The organism is Prosthecochloris sp. (assembly GCA_015482705.2).
In the GTDB taxonomy this organism is placed as follows: domain Bacteria; phylum Bacteroidota; class Chlorobiia; order Chlorobiales; family Chlorobiaceae; genus Prosthecochloris.
In genome coordinates, this window is the sequence record JADMLA020000041.1 from 13,762 (window position 1) to 31,853 (window position 18,092).

Genomic DNA, 18,092 nt, shown 5'->3' on the forward strand with positions numbered 1-18,092 from the left:
AAGAGATGAATGCCGAGGTCATATCAATCGGTGATGAACTGCTTACGGGGCAAAGGATCAATACCAATGCCGGGTTTATCTGTTCAGAGCTTGTCGGTGCCGGGGTCGGTGTGAAAAGGATCATTGCCTGTGCCGACAGCGAAGATGCCATTATCGATCAGTTTACAGATTCGTTGCAGCGTTCCGATATCGCCATCGTGACTGGAGGGCTTGGACCGACAAGGGACGACAGGACGAAGCAGTCGGCACTACGCTTTTTAAAGAGGTCGCTTGTGCTCGACGAGGAAGTCTATGCCCGAACGGTTGAACGCTACCGCAGTAGTGGACGAGAGCCTTCGGCATATCTGAAACACAATGCGATGATAATCGACGGGGCTACGGTGATCCCGAATGAGAAGGGGCTAGCACCGGGCATGATCATTCCATGGAACGATGGGGGACAGGAACGCTATCTTGTTTTAATGCCAGGTGTGCCGCAAGAAATGGAGGCTATGATGCGGAGCACGGTGGTACCCTTTTTTTCAGGTAAATCGGGTGTTTGTATTGTTCATTCACCTATCAAGACGACAGGTATCGGTGAAACAGCTCTTGCGGACATCGTCCGTGAAATCGAGGATAATCTGTCGGATGGCACGTCGTTGGCCTATCTACCTCATGCAGCCGGTGTTGATCTTCGGGTCAGCTCGATAGGAAGCGATAAAGAGGTCGTTGAAAATGATAACCGAATAACCGTCGATGCAATCGCCAGTAGGGCTGAAGCATTTGTCTATGCAACGAGCGATATTTCTTTGGAAGAGTGTATCGGCAGGTTATTGCTTTCGACCGAGATGAAGATTGCAACCGCCGAATCTTGTACCGGAGGCCTCATTGCTACGAGACTGACCGATGTTCCCGGTTCTTCGCGGTATTTTGTACAGGGTTTTGTCGTCTACGACAATGATGCAAAAGAGGAAACTCTTGACGTAAAAGCTCAAACCCTTGTTTCCCACGGCGCTGTGAGCGAAAAAGTCGCCGCTGAAATGGCCGAAGGTTCTCTTTTGACTGCCGGTGCGGATATTGCGGTTTCTACAACAGGGATTGCAGGCCCTGGGGGTGGGACAGAGAAAAAACCAGTCGGAATGGTGTGTCTGGGCCTGGCGTATCGTAACAGGATCGGCAGCATCGAGATCGAAACAGCGACCTTTTATACGCAGGGTGACCGTTTGCGCAATAAAATCCGGTTCAGCGAAGCCGCTTTGAGGATGGTGTGGAAAAAACTCAGGGATTTATCAACGCGAGATTGAACGTGTAACGTATACCGTCCTGATACTTGAATGCTTCGACGTGAAGAGTATCACGATCGGTAATACGGTAACTCCCGGTTATGGTGCTGCCTTTCTTGTCCTTTTTTTTCTTTTTTTCGTTGACAGTGATGATTCCTTTGCCTATGGTCAGGGTGAGTTTTTTATCCTGTATTTCTATATCTCCATTTCCAAGATAACCGTAATTACTGCCGAAAAAGGAGCCGTTTGCCTCGATTGTGTAAGTGTGGTCGCGGGTTACGGCTCCGATAGCTTCGAATGTGTTGATTGGGATCGGTACATTGAGAAATTCCGGAGTAACGGAAGCTTTGACAAGCTTCCATGTTCCGATGAGCTTTTCCGGGTCGGTAACCGTTTTCATTTCGGCTGTAACGGCATCGGGTTGAGCCGAACCGGAACCGGTTTGATACTGGAACGATGCTATACCGACAGCACCGGACAATGCTAAAAGCACTAGTATGAGCCAGATTGTTCTTTTCCTTGTCATAGTGGCGATTCTCCGAAAAAAAGGAGTCGTTAGGTACTCGTAAGGGTAAAAAAAATAATTTAGAGGTTTTTTCGCAAAAAGAGGTTTTTGGGCTGAAGTTTTTTTAGCTATTTGAAATGTCTTGTTTCCTTTGAAAGGGTATCGGATTGTAAACGCAAGAGGGTAAAGACGTTGTGTCAATTTCAATATGATAAACGAAAAAGCTTCATGCCGAGAATTAACAGGTTACCTGATATCGTTGCGAACAAAATATCAGCCGGTGAGGTTGTCCAGCGTCCGGCTTCAGTTGTAAAGGAACTACTGGAAAATGCCATTGATGCCGGTGCGTCAAGAATTACCATTTCTGTTAAAGAGGCCGGTAAACAGCTTGTCCAGGTCATCGATAACGGTGAGGGAATGGAAGCGGAGGATGCTACGAGGTGTGTCGAACGTTTTGCAACGAGCAAAATTTCCTCTGCCGAAGAACTCGATGCTCTCGGAACTCTCGGGTTCAGAGGAGAAGCCCTTGCGAGCATTTCGGCAGTTTCGCATTTCGAAATCAGAACCCGGCGTGAGAGTGACGACGTTGGGATTCAACTGCGCTATGAAGGAGGTGAACCTGTTGAACAAAACATCGCGGCATGTGACCCTGGTACGATGATAAGCGTCAGAAACCTCTTTTTCAACGTTCCTGCCCGAAGGAAGTTTCTTAAAACAAACGCTACGGAATTCAAGCACATTTTTGAAAGCGTCAAAGCACAGGTTCTTGCATATCCCGAGATTCAGTGGCAGATGTTCAATGATGATCAGGAACTGTTCGATTTTAAAAGCACCGATATTTTCGAGCGGATCAACTTTTTTTTCGGTGAAGACTTTGCCGATAGCCTGATAGAGGTGCATGAGGATAACGATTTTCTTTCTCTTCACGGTTATGTCGGGAAACCGGCGATGCAGAAACGCCAGAAAAGCGAGCAGTTTGTTTATGTAAACAGGCGCGTGATACAAAACAGGATGCTTTCTCAGGCATTGCAACAGGCATACGGAGAACTCCTGATAGAGCGCCACTCCCCTTTCGCGCTTCTTTTTCTCCGGCTCGATGCTCAACAGATCGACGTCAACGTTCATCCGTCGAAACTCGAAGTCAAGTTCGAAGATGAACGAAGTGTCCGAACGATGTTTTATACAATTATAAAGAAAGCCGTTCGGTCTCAGGATTTTTCACCCAACGTCGGTGGTGCAAATTTTCCGGAAGGAAATCAGCAGTTTTCCCGGAGAGGTTCGGAGGTTCATGAAACAAAGCTTGAATATCACAAGGTTCCTTCGGCGGCATCGACAACCGGTGAGCTCTACGGCGAGTATAGGGAAAATGAACGGTATGAAAGGATTCCTGGAAAAACTATTGTCGGTGAACAGAAAGAAATGTTTACACAAGAAGAGATGTTTGCAGCAGAACGAGACCATTTCGTTGAACCTCAAAGAGAGCTGCGCAGAAGCGATTTCGTACAAGCTTCAGGAGGAATTGCGGATGATGATCTACACGGAGAGCAGGAGTCCGATCCAAAAATTTGGCAGCTGCATAACAAGTATATAGTCTGCCAGATTAAGACCGGACTGATGGTTATCGATCAGCATGTTGCCCATGAAAGGGTTTTGTATGAACGGGCAGTGGATATTATGAATAACAACGTGCCGAACTCACAGCAACTGTTGTTTCCTCAGAAAGTGGATTTAAAATCATGGGAGTTCGAAGTTTTCGAGGAAATATGTGGTGATCTCGAGAGGCTTGGTTTCAATCTCGGTACGCTTGGAACAAGGACTGTCATGATAGAAGGGGTTCCCCAGGATGTGCGTAGCGGTACCGAGGCCTATATCCTCCAGGAAATGATTCAGGAGTATCAGCAAAACGCCGAAAAGCTCAAGCTTGAAAAACGTGAAAATCTTGCGAAATCATATTCCTGTCGTAATGCGATAATGAGCGGTCAAAAATTGAGTATCGACGATATGCGTTCGTTGATCGACAGACTTTTTGCAACGAACATGCCCTATGTTTGTCCGCATGGTCGCCCGGTTATTATCAGGATATCGCTCGAACAGCTAGACAGAATGTTCGGGCGCAAGTAGATTTGTGGTGGATAGGGAAAAGTATTACATTGAATCCCATACCCTTGTAGCTCAGTGGATAGAGCAACAGTTTCCTAAACTGTGGGTCGGCAGTTCGAGTCTGCCCAAGGGTACAGACTTCCTTTCTCTTCCACCTTGAATATCTGCGTTTACGCCTTACCTTGCTCGATAAGAGTGTTTACCATTAACGGTAATAACCCCGTTGCTTTTCGTAAGTGGGGTCGTACTGGTCCCAGAGCCAGCCGGCGACATTTTCCAGCTCTTCATCCGGCAAGGACATTGCAGGCATCAAACCGAAACGTTCTATGACATGAGGCATGAGAACGGATTTGCTTGCATCGGGAGTTTTCATGAATGAAACCATTGCGTTTACAGCATCTTCCTTGTTGCCATGCAACATTCTGTAGCGTGAGGCAAGCCTGACAATGGGAGGTGCTGCCTTTGCCGGAGGACGCATGGAATGGCAAACTTCACAGTTTCTCTTGTAGAGCTGCTCACCGCTCAATTGATCGGAGACCGTGTTTTCCGCAGCTCTTGCGGATTGAAGAAACGTCGTGTGGAGGAAAGATGGCACGGTTGAGAAAGCTGCCGTGGCCGCAATGACCAGTGGAAAAAAGCGTTTCATGTTCATAAATATCTGGTTCTTTGAAAGCTATAGACAACAGGAAATCATAAGGGCAAGATACTCGGTTCGGGTTTCGTTATGAAACAGCATAAAAAAGAGGCTGATTCATTGGCCCTGCAATTTTTCTTCATGCAGTCGTCCGCGGGCTTGACCGGAGATCAATCTTCCAAAGAACGTCGGTATGGATGCAGCCCCGTGAAACAGAGGTTCGGATTTCACGGAGCTGCACGACTCTCTGCCTGAAACGTATGCATAGTGACCGATTGTCGTGAATCAGCCTCTTTTTTCATGCGCGTCAGTGCAACGATGGTTTTCTACTGGCAGTCACCGCCTCCTTGAAAATTAGGATCGTACTGATCCCAGAGCCAACCGGCGACTTTTTCCAGTTCTTCATCGGGAAGGGATATCGCCGGCATCAAACCGAAACGTTCAAATGTTGCGGAGCCAAGAATGGATTTGCCTACCGACGGTTCTTTCATGAACGATACCATATCGGCGACCGCACCCGCTTTTTTGCTGTAGCGGGCTCTGTACTGCCCGGCAAGAGCGACGATCGGGGGTGCGCTTATTGCCGGTGGTGTCATCGAGTGACAAGATTGGCAGTTGTTTTGATAGATTGTTTCCGCTTCTTGCCGGGCAGCTTCAGCTGCTTCTTTTTGTGCAATGGTTTCAAGGTTACTTTCTGAAACGGAACCGGTGTTTGTTTCGGCAGGAATTTTCGGTTCTTCAGCTGCTACAGGCTGTTTTTCGGGTACAGGATCGGTTTGCTTCTGACATGCGGAGAATGTCATTGTTGAAACGATCAGTAATGCTCCGAGCGCAAGAGGTGAAAAAAAGCGTTTCATGTGTATCTTTGATTGGTTCGGTAATACATGGCAATGGCATAGACGTAATCAGTACCGAAAAGCCATTGTGGAAATATGGTTCTCGTCTGTCACGAGGAATGACCGGCAAAAAAAGCCGCCTGAAAGATTATGATAAAAAACTCATGACCGTGATGCAACGCCGGACTGTTTTTTTGCAAAATCCCCGATTCAGATGAAATCGATTACGCAAACGATAGGGCTTTTTCTGCTCCTGGTATTTTTCGATATAGGCAGATACTGGTTTGTTCCTGATGTTAACGAGCTGCAGGAAAACAACCCTGAAACAACTGCCTTTATGCAGTATCGTCAAAGGCAGTGGGAAAATGAAGGGAATGAAAAATCAATCAGTAAGGACTGGGTACCGCTTACACGCATTTCCCGTTATGTGCAAGAAGCTGTATTGATATCGGAAGACGACAAGTTCTGGGAGCACGACGGCTTTGATTATGAAGCGATCGAGTTTGCGATTGGAAAAAACATTGAAAAGAGACGATTTGCTTTCGGTGCCAGTACAATTACCCAGCAACTTGCCAAGAATCTTTATCTTTCGCCTTCCAGGAACCCGGTTCGAAAAATCAAAGAGGCGATTCTTACCTGGCGTCTCGAACGCAGCTTGCCCAAAAAAAGGATCCTGGAAATTTACCTCAATGTTGTCGAATGGGGTGATGGGATTTTCGGTATCGAAAAAGCGGCGTTGTATTACTACGGGAAAAGTGCCCGGTCGCTTACGGCACGTCAAGCGGCAAGCCTTGCCGCGGTGCTGCCGAATCCACAGAAGTTCAGGCCTGATGGTGCTTCGCCGTATGTTCGGCGGAAAGCGGAACGTATATACAGGATTATGCGCAAGAGGGAAGTTGTTTCTTTCGCTAAGCTCCAACCAGGAAATTGATAACGGTTCGGAGAGAGTTTTCCGTAATCTCCTTTGTGACAGTGTATTCCTGGAAGTGCGAGGAATTGCGTAATTTTTGCATCTCGATGATTTGCCAACAAATGACGATCCAGGAGGTGACAATGAACTTCGAGGACAAATTACACGAAGAGATTTTACAAACGCTTGAACGGCGTTCAAGGATCGATATGACAAAGCTAACGTTTCTTACAACCCTTTTTGGTATCGGGACAATTGGGAAAATTGATATCATCGGCTCACAGGGAGTTTCCGATATCACATTGTTCGGAACGGTGTATATCGCACCGTTCGTCGCCCTGGTCTGCGACTGTTTCATCCTTCGTGAACTCTGGTCGGTACGCAGGATCGGTCATTTTCTCAGTCGACACGGTTGTCATGATGAACAAACGTTCGAATGCTTTGTCAAAAGCATGCGTAATCCTTTCTATCAGTATGGTTTTAAAGGATTGAGCATCTTGACCATTATCATTGCCGCATGGATGCTTGTTGTCCAGAAAGGCGGGATAGTGCTCTTGAATAGCAGTGATTACGCATGGGTTACATTGTCGATGCTGGGGTGGTTTTTTGTCGATCATCGGGGATATGGTATGCTGAAAAAACAGTTCGATCAGGATTCAGGTGCACGAAAATGGTTCTGGAAGCCGTTGAGAAGATCGGAGCTCGATGTGGAGTGAATCTTTCCTGTTTCGATGGAACATTGCTATGAGCTTCTGGTTCGAAACAGGGTATCGTAATCGCGGTTGGAGCCGGTGAAGCAGGTAGATAAGCTATAAATACAATGTCGGAAGCACATATCAGGGTTTCGGGGCTCAGGAAATCATTCGGAGATGTGACGGCCGTTGACGGGATATCCTTCGATGTCATGGATGGTGAACTTTTCGGATTTCTCGGCCCCAATGGAGCAGGGAAAACCACAACCATCAATATGCTGACGGGATTGGCGCGTCCCGATGCCGGAACGATTACGGTTGGCGGAATCGATTGTACAAACAAAATGAAATCGGCGCAGCACCTTATCGGTGTGGTTCCTGATGAAAGCAATCTTTATCCCGAGCTCACCGGGTATGACAATCTCTGTTTCTGCGGAGGTTTGTACGGTATGCGGTCGTCAGAGCGTAAGGGAAGGGCAGTCGAACTGCTGGAACTGTTCGGTCTTGCAGGGGTGGCGGAAAGAAAATTTTCCGGGTATTCAAGAGGTATGAAGCGACGATTGACCATCGCTGCCGGGATAATGCACTCTCCTCCGATACTTTTCCTCGATGAACCTACGACAGGGATCGACGTGCAGAGTGCCCGTTTGACAAGAGAAATTCTGCAGGAGCTGCATCGATCAGGTACCACCATTTTTTTAACGACGCATTATATCGAAGAAGCTGAAAGGATGTGTGATCGTATAGCCTTTATGGTGAATGGATTGGTGGTCAGGGTTGATTCCGTGAGTAATCTTGTAAAGCCTGTGGAGGGGCGGGAGGTGGTGCAGGCTTCGGTATTGGGGACGGAAGTTCCTGATCTTGAAATACTTGGCGATCTTTTTCCTGACTATGGTATCGGTCGAGCGGCCGATGGAGGGATTCGCATCGAATCGACCGGGAAGATCGATGTCGGGGTGGTTGTGCGAGTGCTTGAAGATCAGGGATTTGACGTTGCCGAGGTGAAAAGGACGGCGTTGTCACTCGAAGATGTTTTTATAAGGATTACCGGTCTCGAGGCAGGAGTAATGAATAAATAAGTGGATAGAATGTCTGGTAATGGTCGTTCTCGATAACAATGACAGGAAGGGAAAGCTGTTTACAGCGTTCATGAGTATTCTTATGAAGGATATGCGGGCATATTATCTCAAGCCGCCGAATATCAGCTGGGGGTTGCTTTTTCCCCTCGTATGGACAGGGATGTTTTTCGTGAAATCGGGCATGGGTTCGGAAAATATTCTCTCTTTACTTCCCGGTATGGTTTCGATTTCCATTTTGTTCGGGACAACTTCCATGTTGGCGGTGACGGTTACATTTGAACGCAAGGCAAAAGCTTTTGAGCGTTTGTTGCTCGCCCCTGTTCCACTAGGTCTTTTGATGTTTGCCAAGACAAGTGGAGCGATACTTTTCGGGATTTTCAATGCTTTTGTCCCTTTTCTCATCGGTTTTATTCTGTTAACGGATTTTTCTGCATTTGTCTGGGAGGCGATTGTTCCTGCAGTGATTCTGATTGCCGCAGTTTCGACATTTCTGGCTATGTTCATAGCTGTCTCGGTCAGTGAGGTTTTCGAGGCACAAACATTTTCCAATTTTTTCCGGTTTCCAATGATGTTTCTCTGCGGGCTGTTTTTTCCAGTCAGTGAACTGCCCGATTTTCTGCAACCTCTTTCATTTCTGCTTCCTCTGACATATGGTACGGATATTTTGCACGGGGCTATTGCCGGAAACAATATGATGCCGCTTTCATTCGATTTTCTGATGATGTTGCTTTTTATACTGCTTCTATTCGTTTTGGCACTCAGGAACATTCATCGAAAGTGGGTCATGTAACCACATCGAAAAAAGCTACCGAACCATAGCCAACGACAGTTTCCCTGTCGCCAAAAGACTTGTTGCCGCTGTTTGCATAGCTGAGCACCTCTGTTGTCCAGCCGAAACGTTTAGCGAGCTGCAGAAGGGTTTTAATGGTGTCCGGTCCGCAGAAAAGCGTTTCTTCCCGGGGAATGTTTTGCATCAACGTTCTTCGAACGTGTTTCTCGAGGCCATTGATATCCTTTCTTGCAATGTATTCAAGGGTTCTGCTGTCAACGACGTTGGCGTTGTGAAAGGACGGGTAATGAGAAAGGTCCGTGCTTGCTATGACAAGGTCGCCGGTTTGTAGAACTGATGAAAGGATTGTCGTGCAGGTATCATAGATTTCCGGTGGATTGTTGCCGAAAAGCAACGGAACAATGCTAAAACCGGGTTCCAGGGAATGTTGAAGAAAAGGAAGCTGCACTTCAAGAATATGATCCGACTGGTGTGCTCTCTTCGAAAGCTGAACAAATTCAGGATAACGTTCATGTAATTTTCTCACGAGAGCTGTGTTTACCGGGACGTCTCCCAAAGGAGTGGCCCAGATGTCGTTTTCATCGAGTGCGATTCCTTCGAACAGTGCGCTATGGGCGTTTCCGATCAGAAAAATCGTTTGAACGGCGCAGTTCGATAGTGTGTTATAGGCTACGGCAGCGACATCACCGCTGTAGCTGTAGCCGGCATGGGGAACCATGATTGCCCTGATTTTTCTTTTTTCGGGCTTTTTTTCAGGTCGGCTCTCCAGGAGAGCAGCGATGAGAGCCGTGAGTTCATTTGGATCGGATGGGTAGAATGAGCCTGAAAAAGCAGGATGTCGGGAAGATGGTGCCATATCTTTTTCCATCAGCGCTGTGTGACGATGGGATAACCGCATCCAGGGCAACTGCCCGCTTTGTCATGACATATCGTTGTATAGCGGTGCCGTTCCACAACGGCTGTTCCACATTTTGGGCACAGAGTGTTCGTGTGATGGTGCTGGTCGTAAACATAGGCGAGCCCCGCTTTTTTGCCAATCGCATGAACCTTTTCAGTGCCCTCTGCTGTCGTGGCCGGAATGCCATGTGATTTCCATGAAATCCAGGGAATGAAAGAGGTAAGATGCCATGGCGTTTCAGGCCCGAGTTCCACTGCAATGAAATCGGCAAGGCGCCGGAGCATTTCGGGAGAGTCGGATAAACCGGGAATCAACAGGGTTGTTATCTCCAGGTGTATATCCGAGCGGGCAAGGCGTTGAAGGTTTTGCAAAACGGGGCGCTGGAGAGCGCTGCATGTTCGCCTGTAAAACGCATCATCCATTGACTTCAGATCGATGTTTACCGCGTCAAGCAATGGTTCCACCGTATCCAGACAGTAGTCCGACATATAGCCGTTACTCACCCAGATATTTTTCAGACCGGCTGATCGGCTGTGCTTCATGATGTCCAGTGCATATTCTGCGAATATCGTCGGTTCGTTATAGGTGAAGGAAATGGATGGGCATCCTCTTGCAAGAGCATCCTGGACAACAGAGACTGCGGTTCGGAACGGTGGTTGTCTATCGTAACCCGACTTTTGGCTGATTACCCAGTTTTGACAGTTGTCGCACCTGAAGTTGCAACCATGGGTTCCAAGGGAAAAAGTCAGGCTGCCCGGTAGAAAATGATAGAGAGGTTTTTTTTCAACAGGGTCTGTTCCTATCGCAGCAGGGTGTCCGTAATTCAGTGTGAAAAGTTTTCCTCCCCGATTCACCCTGGTTCGGCAAAAGCCGGAACGGCCATCGCGTATTTTACAAAAATGATGACACAGATCACATTGTGCTACATTATCCTGCAGTACATGATAAAATTTCGCTTTTTCCAGCATCACAATGGTAAGGGTGGTAGAATAGTCAAACCATCAAACAGTCACGGTGCCCGTATAGACTGCTTTCGCAGGTCCGGAAAGATAAACCTCTTTCATATCGTCGGAAAAATCCACGTTTAGAATATCGCCGCTTCTTACGGTTACACTGACGCTGGTCGATGATACTTTCCCCAGTTTGTAGCTCATTAACGCAGCGGCAACGGCTCCGGTTCCACATGCGAGTGTTTCGGCTTCCACACCTCGTTCGAATGTTCTGACGGAAAGTGTATCGGGTCCGGTGACTTCAAGAAAATTTACATTGGTGCCTTCCGGAAACAATGTACTGTTGTTGCGAATGGTGCTCCCGGCATTTTCGACATTGAAGGTGTCGAGCTCATCGGTATAGATGATTGTATGCGGTGATCCGGTGTTGACGAAATGGCAGGAGAAGCCATTTGCATAAAAATTATTTCTGAAATCATCGGGTATCGTCATTTTCAGTTTCACACATGCAACACCGGTTATCCATGCGTTATAGCGTTCACCGTTTGCCGTAAAAGAAATTGTATTACCGGAAATACCTTCGGTATAAGCAAAATAAGCGGCGCATCTACCGCCATTGCCGCACATTGAACCCGGCTTCCCATCTGCATTGTAGTATCGCATGTTGAAATCGAGTGCTTCGGAGGGTTCTATGAGAATCAACCCATCTGCCCCTATGCCCGTTCTTCTTGTACAGAGAAAAAGAATTTGGGATTCTGTCAGGTTGACGGGTTGCTGTATGGCATCTATGACGATGAAATCGTTGCCGGCACCCGACATTTTTGAAAATATGATCTGCATAATGAACTGTTTTGGTTGTATGATGATTTCAGCCGGACTCTGCAACAGGGCATGCTTGGATAGAGCCGGTATCTTCAGCTATTATAACAGATCCGGTTGCCATACCTTCTGGAGAGCCACCCCAAAAAAATTTATTATTAAATAAATTTTCTTATCTTAATCGCTACAGTAGCCGGGATTTTTTTTAGTAAATTAATTGTCGATATCGCTTCATTGAAGGTTTTCCCGATCTGTATAGAACTGCAGCACATGGTAATGATCCGGTCAGTAATACCCCGATACAAAGCAGGGCTCAGCGAAATGGTTGTGCACATGAACTCTCTGATTTGCATGCAGTTATGAGACGAGCTTCATATTTCTTTACGGTTTTTTCAACCAGTTAATATGTCCAAATAAAGGAGAGAATACAATGGCTGATCAAGCGAATCCAACTGGAGTCAAGCCAAAGGGGAAGGTGCCCCCTCCTAAAGGGAAGGTTCCACCTCCAAAGGGGAATGGAGCGCCTGCCGGGGCATCCGTGATCAAGGAAAAGGATGCCGCGCAAATGAGGCGTTTCCTGTTTCAGCGAACAGAAACCCGGTCAACGAAATGGTATCAGGTGTTTGATACCGATAAGCTTGACGATGAACAGGTGGTTGGCGGCCATCTGGCATTGCTTGGTGTGCTCGGGTTTGTTATGGGAATTTACTATTTGTCGGGAATGCAGGTTTTACCGTGGAATGGGGCGCCTGCTTTTCATGACAACTGGTTCTATCTGACAATCAAACCTCGAATGGTTTCGTTGGGTATCGACACGTATAGTCCAAAGACCGAAGATTTGATGGCGGCTTCCTGGAAGCTCGTTGGATGGGCGATGCTGCATTTTGTTTCGGGCTCCATTCTCATTTTTGGTGGATGGCGTCACTGGACGCACAATCTCACCAATCCTTTTACAGGGCGTGCCGGTAATTTCCGCGAGTTCAGATTCCTTGGGAAATTCGGTGATCTTGTTTTTCAGGGCACCAGTGCAAAAACCTATAAAGATGCTCTCGGCCCTCATGCAGTTTACATGTCACTGCTCTTTCTTGGTTGGGGGCTGCTCATGTGGCTTGTTCTTGGTTTTGCTCCCATTCCTGATTTCCAGACAATAAACTCCGAAACCTTCATGTCCTTCATTTGGTTTATTGTCTTTTTCGCTCTTGGTGTGTACTGGTGGCAAAATCCACCGAATGCGGCCATTCATCTCAATGACGACATGAAGGCGGCGTTTTCAGTGCATCTCACCGCAATTGGATATATCAACATCGCTCTTGGTGTCATTGCTTTTGTTGCTTTCCAGCAGGATTCCTTCGCTCCTTATTATGCCGAGCTGGACAAGTTGGTTTTCTATATTTACGGTGAACCCTTCAACCGCGTCAGTTTTGATTTTGTGCAGGAAGGTGGACAGATCATTTCCGGGTCCAAAGAGTTCGAGGAGTTTCCCGCTTTTGCGATTCTTCCCAAAAACGGTGAATCGTTCGGTATGGCTCGGGTTGTCATCAACCTGATCGTTTTCAACCATATCATCTGTGGCGTTCTCTATGTATTTGCAGGTGTTTATCATGGTGGTCAGTACCTGCTCAAGGTTCAAATCAACGGATTGTATAACCAGATCAAGTCCATCTGGGTTGCCAAAGGCCGCGATCAGGAAGCACAGGTCAAGATTCTCGGTACCATCATGGCTCTTTGTTTCGCCACGATGCTTTCGGTTTATGCGGTTATCGTGTGGAACACTATCTGTGAGCTGAACTTTTTCGGTACCAATATCATGATGTCGTTCTACTGGCTCAAACCACTGCCGTTTTTGCACTGGATGTTCGAAGATCCAAGCATTAATGACTGGGTTATGGCTCATGTGATCGTTGCCGGTTCACTGTTCTCGCTTATCGCTTTAGCCCGTATTGCATTTTTCTCACATACGTCACCGTTGTGGGATGATCTCGGTCTCAAGAAAAACTCGTATTCCTTCCCTTGCCTCGGTCCTGTATACGGAGGTACCTGCGGTGTATCCATCCAGGATCAGCTCTGGTTTGCTATGTTGTGGGGCGTCAAGGGTCTTTCGGCTGTTTGCTGGTATATCGATGGTGCATGGATTGCTTCCATGATGTACGGTGTGCCTGCAGCCGATGCGAAAGCATGGGATGCTGTCGCCGGATTGTCACATCACTATTCCGCCGGTATTTTCTACTACTTCTGGACGGAAACCGTGACGATTTTCTCGAGTTCTCATCTGTCGGTCATCCTGATGATCGGTCACCTTGTCTGGTTCATTAGCTTTGCGGTCTGGTTCGAAGACAGGGGATCACGTCTCGAAGGTGCCGACATTCAGACTCGTACTGTCAGATGGCTCGGCAAGAAGTTCCTCAATCGTGACGTGAAGTTCAGGTTCCCTGTGCTGACGATTTCCGACTCGAAGCTTGCCGGTACGTTTCTATATTTCGGCGGTACATTTATGCTGGTCTTCCTGTTCATTGCAAACGGTTTCTATCAAACCGATACTCCAGCCTTGCCGCCTGTTGGTGATGCCGCAGGTGCTGGGCAGCAATTGTTGACTCAGGTGGTTGACTTTTTTATAAAGCTGATTGCTTGATGAGGATGTAAAGGAGCCGTGATTCGGCTCCTTTAACTTCTCGTTCATCCTTTGTAAAAAGAAAAATTGTTACTTAACAAAGATAGGAGGGTTTATGGCCGATCCTGTAAAACAACAGGGTACAGCGCCTGCTAAGGAAGCGGTAAAGCCAAAGCCGCCGGCACCTAAAGCGCCGGTTCCCAAAGCGAAATCTGCTGCTCCTGAGGTAAAGCCGGAGCCTAAGGCGAAGCAGGCTGCTCCTCAGGGAACGTCAGCTCCAAAAGCGAAACAGGCTGCTGTACCGAAAGGGGCAGGGGTTTCGCCGGTATCGAAAAAACGCATGGTAAATCTCGATGTTAATCTTGGACGTACAGGCCGCAGGATGGAATCTGCACTTCCGATAGTCAAGCCAAAACCAAAGCCTGTTGCTAAACCGAAACCACCTGCACCTAAAGCGAAGGGTGGTCCTCCTTCGGCGAAAGGTGGTGCTCCTGCTGCTAAAGGTGGTGCTCCTGCTGCTAAAGGGGCGGCTCCAGCAGCCAAGGGTGTTCCGAAACCCGGGGCAAAGCCTGTTGCCAAGAAGAAAGCACCTCGCCCGAAGAAACATTATTTTATTCTTGAAAACCTTTGTGTCGGTTGTGGGCTCTGTCTCGACAAATGCCCGCCCAAGGTTAATGCGATAGGTTACAAGTTCTATGGTGATGTACAGGAAAACGGTTTCCGCTGTTATATCGATCAGGATGCCTGTATATCTTGCTCAGCATGTTTTTCATCGGACGAATGTCCTACAGGAGCTCTTATTGAAATACTTCCGGATGGCGAGATTCTGGATTTTACGTATACACCGCCGGAGCGTCTGGATTTCGATTTACGCTTTTTGCACCGTTTCCACAAGGAGAACAGGTAGAGCAGGTTTTTGCACGAATAAACGTTGTAAAAGCATTGCCCGAAAATGGGCAATGCTTTTTTTGTTGTATGAATAATCATGATTTGTGATGTCTGAAAGTAGAGAGTGTGCGGGAAAGGCGCTTGTTATTATTCCAACCTATAACGAGTCTGAAAATATTGGTGCGTTGCTTGATGATATTTTTACTCGTTACCCTGAAGATCTCGATGTTCTCGTCATCGATGACAATTCTCCTGATGGAACGGCAGATCTGATAAGAAGGAAACAACAAAGCCATGAACGGCTTTTCCTGCACGAACGACCCGGGAAAATGGGACTGGGGACGGCGTACATCGAGGGTTTCAGATATGCGTTGGGGCATGGCTACTGCAGCGTTATAGAAATGGATGCGGATTATTCCCATGACCCCGAAGTTATCGGAGTCATGCTTGAAAAATCAGCGATGACGGATCTTGTTATCGGTTCACGGTATATCAACAATACGGTAAATGTCATTAACTGGCCGCTTGGCAGGCTGGTGCTGTCGAAAATGGCGAGTATTTACACAAGACTTATTACCGGTATGCCGGTATCAGACCCGACAAGTGGATATAAATGTTTCCAGGTTCATGTTCTAAAAGAGATCGACCTCGACAGGGTGAAATCACAGGGGTACTCTTTTCAGATTGAAATGAATTTCAAGGTATGGAAAAAAGGATTTACGATTGATGAAGTTCCGATCATTTTTATCGACCGTGCTGTCGGAAAATCGAAAATGACGAAAAGAAACATTGTCGAAGCTGTTTGGGTTGTTTGGTGGCTGCCGATACTATCGTTGTTCCGCCGCTTGTAAACCAACATACAGAGGTGGTTGGCGGCGCGGTGCCTTTTTTCCTGCCGTGCCGCCAGTGCCTCCTGTACAACGATTATGCGCTTTCTTTTTCCTCTTTCGACGTAACAATCTGACTCGCAACATCTTGCGGTACCTCTTCATAGTGACTGAACGAACAGCTATAGCGCGCTCTACCCTGTGTCAGGCGAACAAGCTGCATATGAAAGTCCCGTAATGAAGATTGAGGAATATGAGCATTGACAATCTGAAAACGGGAATCTGCATCCATACCGATGATTTTACCTCTTTTGCTGGATATTTCTCCTACAATTTCTCCTGTGTATTGCTCCGGACTCTGTACGCTGAGCGTGTAGTACGGTTCAAGCAAAAGGGGTTTGGCTTTATCGAATGCTGCCTTGAAAGCCATACTGGCTGCTATTTTAAATGCGAATTCAGAGCTGTCGACAGGATGGTGTGAGCCATCGTACACTACAGTTTTCAAATCGACAACAGGGTAGCCGCACAGAACACCCGCAGTTACGGTTTCTCGAAGACCTTTTTCAACTGCAGGTAAATAACGGGTAGGTACCACACCGCCGACAACCTCGCTCGAAAATGAAAAACCTGAATTTCTCTCGGTAGGTTCGATGCGTACCCATACATCGCCGTATTGACCCCTCCCACCGGATTGTTTTTTGTACTTTCCTTGCGCACTTGCTGTTATCCGGATTGTTTCACGGTATGGGATCCGTACCGGCGAAGTTTTAACCGAAACATTGAATTTTTTTTCAAGGCGATTGAGAATCGTGTCGAGGTGGGTTTCGCCGAGTGTTTTGAGGATTGTCTGGTTGAATTCAGTGTCATGTTCGATACTGAAGCTCGGGTCTTCTTCGTGCAGGTGAAAAAGGCCTGATGATATTTTTTCTTCATCACCCTGTGCAACGGGTTCGATTGCCGTAGCCAAGAGTGGTTCCGGAAAAATGATCGGACTGATTCTGCAGTCGGTTCCCTTGTCGGCAAGAGTATCGTTTGTATGGGAGTCTTTGAGCTTGACAACCATGCCGATATCACCGGCAAGCAGCTTTTCGACAGGGATCTTTTTTTGGCCTTCCATGGTATAGACCTGCCCGATCTTTTCGAGTTGTCCGGTCTGGGCATCGATCAGTTCGTGGCCTGTTTCAATGTGTCCGGAATAAACCCTGAGATAGGAGATCTCGCCTACTCTTGGTTCGGACATTGTTTTGAAGATAAATGCGACTGTCGGGCCATCAGGGTTGGGGTCGAGCAGCTTTTCATTGTTTTTGTTGCTACAGTAAGCATGTTCGGGTCCGCGTTCTATAGGTGACGGGCAGAGATTGACTATGGCGTTGAGGAGGCGTTCAGAACCGATAAGGTGAAGTGGTGATATACAGAAAACAGGGAAGAAAGTTCTGGAGAGTAGAGCTGATTTTATACCGGCACGAAGTTCGTCTTCCGTCAGGTTGCCGACTTCGAAATAACGGTTCATGAGTTCTTCGTCGGTTTCGGCAACGGCTTCGACAAGCTTGAAATGCAGGTCCTCGGCACGTTTTTTATATAAATCGGGTATTTCGGAAACAGTCATGCTGCCAGGCTTGTCAGGGCTGAATACAAGCTGTTTCATCAGCAGGACGTCGATAATGATATGATGTCCCAAGCCTTCTTCAGCAGGGAATTGTATAGGGGTTACTTCATGTCCGAAATGATCTTGAAGTTCCTCAACGGTTCTGGTATAGTTTGTCCTGTCGGCATCGAGTTTTGTCAGTACGAATACGGTTGGTTTATAGTATTCTCTGGTATAGTCCCAGATAAGGTCCGTGCCGACTTCCACTCCGATGGACGTGTTGACTGTCAGAAAAACGGTATCGGCCACGCGCATGGCTGACTTGACATCTCCATGAAAATCCGGGAGGCCCGGCGTGTCTATGATATTTATTTTGTGTTCATTCCATGTGCCGTGAACAAGGCTTGAGTTGAGACTGTGCCGCCTTCTTATTTCATCTTCTGCATAATCGGAGATTGTTGTTCCATCTTCGATAGTGCCGAGACGGTTGGTGACTTTCATGGAAAGTGCGAGTGATTCGGTAAGGATGGTTTTGCCTGAACCGGCATGGCCTGTGATAACGATGTTACGAAGTTGATCGGATTGGACTGCGTGCATAAGTAGGACTCCTTGTTGTTGAATTGCTGGTGCCCGGTAATACCGGACGAACAATTTGCGGAGCTGTTTGTTGTCGAGAGGAAACAGCCGATAAAAAAGAAAAGTAAAAAAA

General features: G+C 47.3%; 16 protein-coding genes and 1 tRNA gene. 10 read left to right on the forward strand and 7 right to left on the reverse strand.

Annotated elements, in window-relative coordinates; genetic code table 11:
• Positions 1–5: 5 nt before the first annotated feature.
• The gene (locus QZ209_RS11570) at positions 6–1,283 is read left to right on the forward strand and encodes a competence/damage-inducible protein A (protein ID WP_294348073.1); all 1,278 of its coding nucleotides are present in this window, start codon (positions 6–8) and stop codon (positions 1,281–1,283) included.
• On the opposite strand, the gene QZ209_RS11575 is transcribed toward QZ209_RS11570, so the two are convergent.
• On the reverse strand, positions 1,258–1,788 hold the full coding sequence (locus tag QZ209_RS11575; RefSeq protein ID WP_294348075.1) for a hypothetical protein: 531 nt from the start codon (positions 1,786–1,788) through the stop codon (positions 1,258–1,260). The two genes, QZ209_RS11570 and QZ209_RS11575, sit on opposite strands and share 26 nt — an antisense overlap.
• Positions 1,789–1,995: 207 nt before the next feature.
• Here QZ209_RS11575 and mutL point away from each other — a divergent pair, with 207 nt between their 5' ends.
• Both mutL and QZ209_RS11585 read left to right on the forward strand, forming a co-directional pair.
• Entirely contained in the window at positions 1,996–3,888 is a 1,893-nt protein-coding gene (gene mutL, locus QZ209_RS11580; protein ID WP_294348077.1) for a DNA mismatch repair endonuclease MutL, read from the forward strand.
• A gap of 40 nt (positions 3,889–3,928) precedes the next feature.
• Positions 3,929–4,001: transfer RNA gene (locus QZ209_RS11585), tRNA-Arg, on the forward strand.
• Between the two features lie 71 nt (positions 4,002–4,072).
• Here QZ209_RS11585 and QZ209_RS11590 read toward each other — a convergent pair.
• Both QZ209_RS11590 and QZ209_RS11595 read right to left on the reverse strand, forming a co-directional pair.
• Entirely contained in the window at positions 4,073–4,519 is a 447-nt protein-coding gene (locus tag QZ209_RS11590) for a cytochrome c (RefSeq protein WP_294348079.1), read from the reverse strand.
• 308 nt (positions 4,520–4,827) lie between these two features.
• On the reverse strand, positions 4,828–5,358 hold the full coding sequence (locus QZ209_RS11595; RefSeq protein WP_294348081.1) for a cytochrome c: 531 nt from the start codon (positions 5,356–5,358) through the stop codon (positions 4,828–4,830).
• Positions 5,359–5,551: 193 nt separating this feature from the next.
• Between QZ209_RS11595 and mtgA the strand changes: the two genes are divergently transcribed.
• From mtgA to QZ209_RS11615, 4 genes are all read left to right on the forward strand, one after another.
• A complete protein-coding gene (mtgA, locus tag QZ209_RS11600; RefSeq protein WP_294348084.1) occupies positions 5,552–6,268 on the forward strand; it encodes a monofunctional biosynthetic peptidoglycan transglycosylase in 717 nt (238 codons plus the stop codon).
• 122 nt (positions 6,269–6,390) lie between these two features.
• A complete protein-coding gene (locus tag QZ209_RS11605; protein WP_294348086.1) occupies positions 6,391–6,963 on the forward strand; it encodes a hypothetical protein in 573 nt (190 codons plus the stop codon).
• Positions 6,964–7,067: 104 nt separating this feature from the next.
• Positions 7,068–8,018 (forward strand): ABC transporter ATP-binding protein, encoded by a 951-nt coding sequence (locus QZ209_RS11610; RefSeq protein ID WP_294348088.1) that lies wholly within the window; start codon positions 7,068–7,070, stop codon positions 8,016–8,018.
• A 19-nt stretch (positions 8,019–8,037) separates the two neighbouring features.
• Positions 8,038–8,808 carry an ABC transporter permease gene (locus tag QZ209_RS11615; protein ID WP_294348090.1) on the forward strand — a complete coding sequence of 257 codons (771 nt, stop codon included), beginning with the start codon at positions 8,038–8,040 and terminating at the stop codon, positions 8,806–8,808.
• On the opposite strand, the gene amrB is transcribed toward QZ209_RS11615, so the two are convergent.
• The 3 genes from amrB to dapF are packed head-to-tail and all read right to left on the reverse strand — an operon-like array spanning position 8,801 to position 11,496.
• Positions 8,801–9,664, reverse strand: coding sequence for an AmmeMemoRadiSam system protein B (gene amrB, locus QZ209_RS11620; protein ID WP_294348092.1), 864 nt, complete (start codon positions 9,662–9,664; stop codon positions 8,801–8,803). The genes QZ209_RS11615 and amrB overlap by 8 nt on opposite strands.
• Before the next feature lie 11 nt (positions 9,665–9,675).
• Positions 9,676–10,674, reverse strand: a complete 999-nt coding sequence (amrS, locus tag QZ209_RS11625) for an AmmeMemoRadiSam system radical SAM enzyme (protein WP_294348094.1) — start codon at positions 10,672–10,674, stop codon at positions 9,676–9,678.
• A 33-nt stretch (positions 10,675–10,707) separates the two neighbouring features.
• The gene (dapF, locus tag QZ209_RS11630) at positions 10,708–11,496 is read right to left on the reverse strand and encodes a diaminopimelate epimerase (protein ID WP_294348096.1); all 789 of its coding nucleotides are present in this window, start codon (positions 11,494–11,496) and stop codon (positions 10,708–10,710) included.
• 409 nt (positions 11,497–11,905) lie between these two features.
• On the opposite strand from dapF, the gene QZ209_RS11635 reads away from it, so the two are divergent.
• From QZ209_RS11635 to QZ209_RS11645, 3 genes are all read left to right on the forward strand, one after another.
• Positions 11,906–14,104 carry a photosystem I reaction center subunit IX gene (locus QZ209_RS11635; RefSeq protein ID WP_294348098.1) on the forward strand — a complete coding sequence of 733 codons (2,199 nt, stop codon included), beginning with the start codon at positions 11,906–11,908 and terminating at the stop codon, positions 14,102–14,104.
• Positions 14,105–14,198: 94 nt separating this feature from the next.
• The gene (locus QZ209_RS11640; protein ID WP_294348100.1) at positions 14,199–14,990 is read left to right on the forward strand and encodes a 4Fe-4S dicluster domain-containing protein; all 792 of its coding nucleotides are present in this window, start codon (positions 14,199–14,201) and stop codon (positions 14,988–14,990) included.
• An 88-nt stretch (positions 14,991–15,078) separates the two neighbouring features.
• Complete coding sequence (locus QZ209_RS11645) at positions 15,079–15,822, forward strand: polyprenol monophosphomannose synthase (RefSeq protein ID WP_294348101.1); 744 nt, start codon at positions 15,079–15,081, stop codon at positions 15,820–15,822.
• A 73-nt stretch (positions 15,823–15,895) separates the two neighbouring features.
• Here the strand turns inward: QZ209_RS11645 and fusA are convergent, their stop codons facing one another.
• Positions 15,896–17,980: an elongation factor G gene (gene fusA, locus QZ209_RS11650; protein ID WP_294348102.1), complete on the reverse strand. Its 2,085-nt coding sequence runs from the start codon at positions 17,978–17,980 to the stop codon at positions 15,896–15,898.
• Positions 17,981–18,092: the final 112 nt, after the last annotated feature.